The sequence below is a fragment of the Candidatus Electronema sp. TJ genome, assembly GCF_048287355.1.
Lineage (GTDB): Bacteria > Desulfobacterota > Desulfobulbia > Desulfobulbales > Desulfobulbaceae > Electronema.
The window spans coordinates 1-5760 of sequence record NZ_JBLWEP010000145.1 but is presented as its reverse complement, the minus strand read 5'-3'; the positions used below and the strand labels follow the sequence as shown (position 1 = coordinate 5760).

Sequence of the window (5760 nt, the reverse complement as noted above, 5' to 3'; positions counted from 1 at the left end):
TGACACGATTCCAATTGGAATCAGGGCAAAGCAAGCGCACTCCGCCGCACTTGCAGCGAGCGTCCTTCCGGCGCAGGCGGCGGGAAAACAGAATAATTCAGCCGAGCTGCTGTGAACGCGCGGAGACAGCCATGCCTGCGGGCAAAGCGGACGCTTCAGGCTGGGCTGAGCAAAAGGTCACAACTTGGATTAAAACATCCGAGTATAACACAGCAGGGCGCAGGCAGCCATGCGCTTCGCGGCTCTGTGCGCAAAAAACATGCAGCCGTCCTGACTCGCAGAGATGGCCTTCCGCAGGCAAAAGGCTTGACAAGCCCTGTCTGATGACGTATCTGTGAGGTTTGCGACAGCAAAAGGCCGTTCAACTATCCCAGCTTTTCAACACGTCCGCATCCGCGATCAACTCCGAAGTTGCTCCATGACCGATCACTCCGCTGAACAGCACGATTCTTCTTCACACGTCTCTTCCGATCGGCAGGATGAAGCCGTTCATTTCTACCGCGTCCGCTGCCGTCCGCTGGGTCAGGAGCATCTGGCCCGCAGCCTGCTGGCTGATGTGTCCCCCGGCGAGATCGTGATGATCCGGGCGGAGGAGCGCTTGGAGCCGGTGAGGCTTGCCTGCCGTGTTCCTGCGCCGCTGCCAGGCAAATGCGTGGATCATGCGTGGGAGATTATCCGCCGCGCCAACGCCGAGGAGCAAGACCGCCTCACCCAGCTGCCTGCCCGCGAGAGGATCGCCGCCGCGTTCTGCAAGGAGCGGATCAGGGCCTTGAACTTGCCCATGCACTTGGTGCAGGCCGAGTGCTACGCCAACGGCTCCAAGGTGATTTTTTATTTCACCGCCGAAAACCGGGTGGATTTCCGCGAGTTGGTCAAGGATCTGGTGCAGGAGTTCCGCACTCGCGTGGAGATGCGGCAGATCGGTGTCCGTCATGAAACGCAGATGACCGGCGGCATCGGGGCCTGCGGACGCGAGCTGTGCTGCGCTGCCTTTCTCCACAATTTTGAGTCAGTGTCGATCAAAATGGCCAAGGCGCAGGATCTGCCGCTCAATCCGGCCAAGATTTCCGGGGTCTGCAACCGTCTGCTCTGCTGCCTGACCTACGAATTTGAAAGCTACCGGGCGATCAAGCGGGAGATGCCCCGGCTGGGACAGCAGCTTTGTCATGCCGACAAAATATACAAAGTGACTCGGGTTTTGCCGATGCAGGGCGCGGTGCAGGCGGTCGCCGAGGAGGGCGGCGCGGAAGTGACGCTGACCGAGGCGCAGTGGCGTGAGGCGGAGAATGCGGCGCTGCGCGGGGACGACGCGCGGAAGAAGGGCAAGCCGAAAGAGGGCGCGGCGGTGAAGAGTTTTCCCCGGAAAAGCAGGAAAGGATGAGCTGATGACCGGCGCGTTTCGCGAGCTGACAGGATTTCGCGGAGAAAAAATTGTCGAGCTATGTCTAACAGATTATCAAGCATTTGACAGACCGCTTTTTCGGCCCGGCTTTCTTGGCGACAAATGGCCTGCGGTTGATTTTTATGTGGAGCTGGAAGAGGTAGAAGGAAAGCGTCTGTACTTTTTTGCGCAAACAAAAGCAACGGCAGATAATTCCTCGCTCTCTGAAAAAGGTCTCCATATCTACACAAAGAGGCGGGATATTGAGAATTTATTACAGATACCCGGCCCCACGTACATCTTCGGCGTTCATGAACCAACCAAAAGGGTCTTTATCCGTTCAATTCACTCTGGAATTCCTGTGAAAGCTATCTCTCGAATTCCTTTGACGCATGAACTCACCAGCATAAACCTTAAAAAATTGCATAATGAGGTCTGTCGGTATTGGTCAACAACGATTCATAAACCTGTATCATCGGTGTTCGCATGAAAAATAAGCAAGTTGTCAAGCGAAGAGGAGAGATTCTTGCGGAATTGCTCCTCCAAGATATGGAACCGTTTTTTCTTGCCAAAGCAACGGCCGATGTTGGCTATGATTTTCTTGCCGGTTTTCCCAACGAAGAAGGCGGCATCAACAACTACGCTGTGCAGGTGAAGGCAACAGAAGAGCCAGTGGCATCGGCAGTTCGCACCGACGCGGAGCAGTATGAACGCCTTGCGCATTCCAATATTCCTGCCCTGCTACTTGTTATTGATGTTAAGCAAAATAAATTGTTTTATTCGTGGATAACACCTCATGCAGGAGAGATCAATAACAATACTGTAGAAATTCCTGTCATAGAAATAACCGATGCTGTAAAAAAGGAACTTCAGCAGCAATTGCAACGCGGCCCGATGATGCTGCATCCAGCTATGAACCTTCAGCAGGCGGAACGACCTGCGCATTTATAATTTCCCAATCATGACCACCTACATCACCACCCCGATTTACTACGTCAATTCCACGCCGCACATCGGCCATGCTTATACGACGATCATTGCCGACACCTACAGCCGCTTCCGGCGGCTCTGCGGCGATGACGTGCGCTTTCAGACCGGCACGGACGAGCACGGCGAGAAGATCGTTCAAGCAGCGGAGAAAGAGGGCATTGGCTCGCGTGAATATGCCGACCGGATTTCCGCCGCCTTCCGCGACACTTGGCCGCTTTTAGATATCGCGCCGGATCATTTCATCCGCACCACCTATCCTGAGCACATCAAGGTGGTGCAGGATATTCTGCAAAAGGTTTATGATCAGGGCGACATTTATTTTTCCTCTTATTCCGGCCATTACTGCAAGGGCTGCGAGCGATTTCTAACTGAGAAAGAATTGGTGGACGGCAAATGTCCCGATCATCTGACGGTGCCGGATGAGGTCAGCGAGCAAAATTATTTCTTCCGCATGTCAAAATATCAGGACTGGCTGATCAATCATATCAAAGCCAATCCTGACTACATCACGCCGGAACGCTACCGCAACGAAGTTCTGTCATTCCTCAGCGAGCCACTGGAAGATTTGTGTATCTCCCGGCCTTGCTCGCGCCTGACTTGGGGCATTCCACTGCCCTTTGACAAAAATTTTGTCACCTATGTTTGGTTTGATGCGCTGATCAATTATCTGACCGGCATTGGTTATCCTGACGGGGCGAATTTCACCAAATACTGGTCGGTGGCGGAACACATTGTCGCCAAGGATATTCTCAAGCCGCACGCCATCTATTGGCCGACCATGATTCAGGCCGCCGGACTGCCGCCATATCAGAAACTGCATGTGCATGGCTACTGGAATGTAGATGACACCAAGATGTCAAAATCCATTGGCAATGTCATCCGGCCCGGTGATTTGGTTGAGGAATACGGCGCAGACACCGTGCGTTATTTCCTTTTGCGCGAGATGAGCTTTGGCCGCGATGCCTCGTTTTCCAAAGAGGCGATCTTTGAACGCCGCAATTCCGATTTAGCCAACGATATTGGCAATCTTTTCTCCCGCGCCTTGACGATGCTGGCCAAGTATGCGGACGCAAAGGTGCCGCAGGCAGATGAGGCGGCTGTCACTGAAGAAGATCGGGCGTTAATTGCTGCCATCGAGAAGATGCTGACCGATTACGCCGCCTGCATGAACGGTTTTGAGTTCCACCGCGCTTTGCAGGCAGTCTGGGAAGTGATTGGAATGCTGAACCGTTTTATTGTCACCAACGCGCCGTGGGAGCTGGCCAAAGATGCGGCGCAAGCCGGGCGGCTGCGAACGGTGCTCTATTTCCTCGCGGAAAGCCTGCGGATTCTCGCGCTGGTATTGCGTCCAATCATGCCGACTGCCGCAGGAAAGATGGCTGCCGCGCTGGGTTTGAGCGAGGAATTAAATAACGCCGTGCTGTCTGAAGCGGGCCGCTGGGGAGGAATTCAGCCCGGCACTGCGTTGAACGTTGGCGAGGCACTCTTTCCCCGCTTGGAGAAAAAGGCGGCTGCGCCTGCCGCGCCGGAGAAACCCAAGCCGCAAGCCAAGGTAGAAAAGAAGGCGGAGTCAGCGGCGCAGGAAGAGGATGGTTTGATCAGTTTTGAGTATTTTGGCAAAGTTGAGCTGCGGGTGGCGGAGATTGTCGCGGCGGAGAAAATCGCCAAGGCGGAGAAGCTGCTCAAGCTGACCGTGAAGGCACCGGAGGAGCGAACGCTGGTGGCTGGCATTGCCAAGCATTATCAGCCGGAAGAGCTGATCGGGCGCAAGGTGATTATTGTGGCGAACCTGAAGCCTGCCAAGCTGATGGGAATTGCTTCGCAGGGCATGGTATTGGCTGCCAAGGAGAAGGACGCGGACGGCAACGAGCGGTTAGTGCTTTCTGCGGTGGCGGCGGATATTGCGGTAGGGTCGAGGGTGGCGTAGCGGTTGCAGGCAGATGGCGGGATTGGCATTGCTTATCCCTCTACATACTGTATAATCAGCTCTTATACTTCTCCATTATAAGGAAAGAGGAACTATGGGTGCTGTATCTGAGTTCTTGCAAGCCATTCCGGCGGCTGCATCAAGTCCTTATGCTCTGATTGCATACGTAGTTGCACTTATTGTGGCAGCATACGCAGGCTTCCGGCTGCGTGAGCTACAGTCAGTGCTGCGCACTATTCAAGCTCGACCCTCCACATCTGACAGCCAGATGGTTGAAGTCATCAAGGTCGTTACGCAACGGCCCGTCCCGCCCCAGATGACTGGTGCTCAGTGGATTCGCTACCAGCGGCTGCAAGCAGGGCTGTTAATCGTGATAGCTCTCATAATTGCTTTTCTTACGATAGCGGTTATGGCAATATCCCCAGATAAACATCGTCCTGTAAACATATCAGGACTAACTATGTCTCTCCAAAGCGGTACCTATAAAGTGTCTGCTCTTGTATCAATACTCAGTAAGCTCTCTGAGGATTTCACATTAGTCATAGACGATTCGGTGCCAGAGGAGACAAGAAAACGACTGGTTAAACTCGAGACGTTTAATAACGTTCCATTAGAAACATTCCTCAAAATATTCTGTGATAGAGCAGGTAAACTTAAATACTATATAAATCCATCAACTAACATGATTATCTTATATAAGGAGGTAAAGCAATGAAGCTGTTTAGAACGATCGGATACACTGCACTTTTATTCAACTTATTTTTTCCTGAATTATCTCTTTCACATTGTTGCAGAGGTACCTGTGCAACACCTGGTCAGGTATTCACGTGTATAGGCTGTGAAAGCGCAAATCCTAGGTGTGGTTGTGATAACCCTCTACAACAAAACAAGATGCTTTCGGCCTTCATACAAGCTAAAGAGGGGGTTGACAAGTCAAAGATCGTCAATCTTGATAAAGTTCTTCAGAAGGCTGTCGAAGAGAGTTCTCAGAAGTTAAATACGCCTGTCAAATTCGTAGTGAAAATACAGGAAAAAGAGAACGCTCCGCCTAAAGAAGTCGAGTACCAGATTGAAACGTCTCAGTAACTCATTGATAACCTGCGCTGTTTATTGCGGGTACCCTTTTCCTCTTAGGATGATGTTAGTGCGTAGGCTGGGTAATAACCCAGTCTACCCATTATGCTCATCCAAGTTTCACTCTTCAAACCATCAGCAACCACTCAATCGGGCGTAGTTCAACAGCGTGCCAAAAGAACCAGCACTCTGTAGCTGCGCTCCGCTTCATACGGATCATCCCTGCGCAGCGCAGCGCGTTATGATGCCTCAGATGTGGAGGCGATGCAGCGCGTTTAACGCATATCAACCATTCCTTTTTTGAAACGAGACGTTCTAAACTTGAAACGGGTCGCGGCCCGGAGCCGCGAGGCATTTGCAGCAAAGAATGAGGCGTTGCAAACTTCAA

6 protein-coding genes are annotated in these 5760 nt (G+C 52.3%); all 6 read left to right on the top strand.

The genetic code is table 11. The features are described from left to right. The first annotated feature begins 418 nt into the window (after positions 1 to 418). The gene (locus ACNKID_RS09955; RefSeq protein ID WP_417913278.1) at positions 419 to 1381 is read left to right on the top strand and encodes a PSP1 domain-containing protein; all 963 of its coding nucleotides are present in this window, start codon (positions 419 to 421) and stop codon (positions 1379 to 1381) included. Between the two features lie 4 nt (positions 1382 to 1385). Continuing rightward, complete coding sequence (locus ACNKID_RS09950) at positions 1386 to 1871, top strand: hypothetical protein (RefSeq protein ID WP_417913277.1); 486 nt, start codon at positions 1386 to 1388, stop codon at positions 1869 to 1871. Beyond that, positions 1868 to 2332 carry a DUF4365 domain-containing protein gene (locus ACNKID_RS09945; RefSeq protein WP_417913276.1) on the top strand — a complete coding sequence of 155 codons (465 nt, stop codon included), beginning with the start codon at positions 1868 to 1870 and terminating at the stop codon, positions 2330 to 2332. Before ACNKID_RS09950 ends, ACNKID_RS09945 begins: the two co-directional genes overlap by 4 nt. 10 nt (positions 2333 to 2342) lie before the next feature. After that, the gene (metG, locus tag ACNKID_RS09940; RefSeq protein WP_417913275.1) at positions 2343 to 4298 is read left to right on the top strand and encodes a methionine--tRNA ligase; all 1956 of its coding nucleotides are present in this window, start codon (positions 2343 to 2345) and stop codon (positions 4296 to 4298) included. A gap of 94 nt (positions 4299 to 4392) precedes the next feature. Continuing rightward, on the top strand, positions 4393 to 5013 hold the full coding sequence (locus tag ACNKID_RS09935) for a hypothetical protein (RefSeq protein WP_417913274.1): 621 nt from the start codon (positions 4393 to 4395) through the stop codon (positions 5011 to 5013). After that, positions 5010 to 5384: a hypothetical protein gene (locus ACNKID_RS09930; protein WP_417913273.1), complete on the top strand. Its 375-nt coding sequence runs from the start codon at positions 5010 to 5012 to the stop codon at positions 5382 to 5384. Before ACNKID_RS09935 ends, ACNKID_RS09930 begins: the two co-directional genes overlap by 4 nt. Positions 5385 to 5760 lie beyond the last annotated feature (376 nt).